The organism is Methylobacterium sp. P3_A11 (assembly GCF_056403155.1).
In genome coordinates this window covers 1-731 of the sequence record NZ_JBFUGA010000249.1, presented here as the reverse complement: position 1 = coordinate 731, position 731 = coordinate 1, and the positions used below count along the sequence as shown (strand labels likewise).

Here is a 731-nt window from a genome sequence, read left to right as displayed (position 1 = left end):
CGGCCGCGCCGGGCCTCAGCCCCGGGGCGCGGCGCCCGCGCCGTGCAGCTGGACGAGGGCCGGGGCGAGGACGCTCGCGGCGCTCGCCTGCGGGTCGAGGGGCAGCGCCCGGAAGATCCGCGCGGCGACACCCTCGGCGCCGCCGGCCTTCCGGACGACGTGGGCGGGGGCGGTGGCGAGCACGTGCCGGGTGCCCGCCGCGACCACCGCCGCCCCGAGATCGACGTTCACGGTCCGGCCCCGGGCCGCACCGGCCACGGCGTTCTGGCCGAACTCGGCACCGGCGCGGATCGCGGCCTCGACGCGGTCGCGGGTGAGCAGCGAGGCCGCCCAGGGCGCGACCCGGGCGATGCCGGCGGTCACGGCGGCGGCGGCGAGCGGCACGAGGACGGCCGTGACCGGCTGGAGAAGGCCGACCAGCCAGTCGCCCCAGGGCAGCGTCACGCCGGCGGCGGGCAAGACCCCGGCGGCGGGCAAGACCGCGGCGAGGCCCGAATCCGGACGCGCGACGAGCGGCAGGGCGGCACAGGCGAGGACGAGCCCCGCGCGGATACGGTGCGTCATGGTCGATCTCCGTGGCTGATCGCGCGGCGGACCCGGCCGGCTCGGGATCTGGTTCGGCGGCGCGGGTCAGGCGCGTCCCGGTCGCCCGGCCAACGCCCCCGGATCGGGACCGGCGCGGAGGGCCGCGAGCGCCCGGCGCGCCCAGGCAAGGCGGCTCGCGGCCGCGG

General features: G+C 80.8%; 1 protein-coding gene. It reads right to left on the bottom strand.

Features of this window, described 5'->3' with window-relative positions; translation table 11 throughout:
• Positions 1-15 precede the first annotated feature (15 nt).
• Positions 16-564: a hypothetical protein gene (locus AC1DXK_RS31090; protein ID WP_457108403.1), complete on the bottom strand. Its 549-nt coding sequence runs from the start codon at positions 562-564 to the stop codon at positions 16-18.
• Positions 565-731 lie beyond the last annotated feature (167 nt).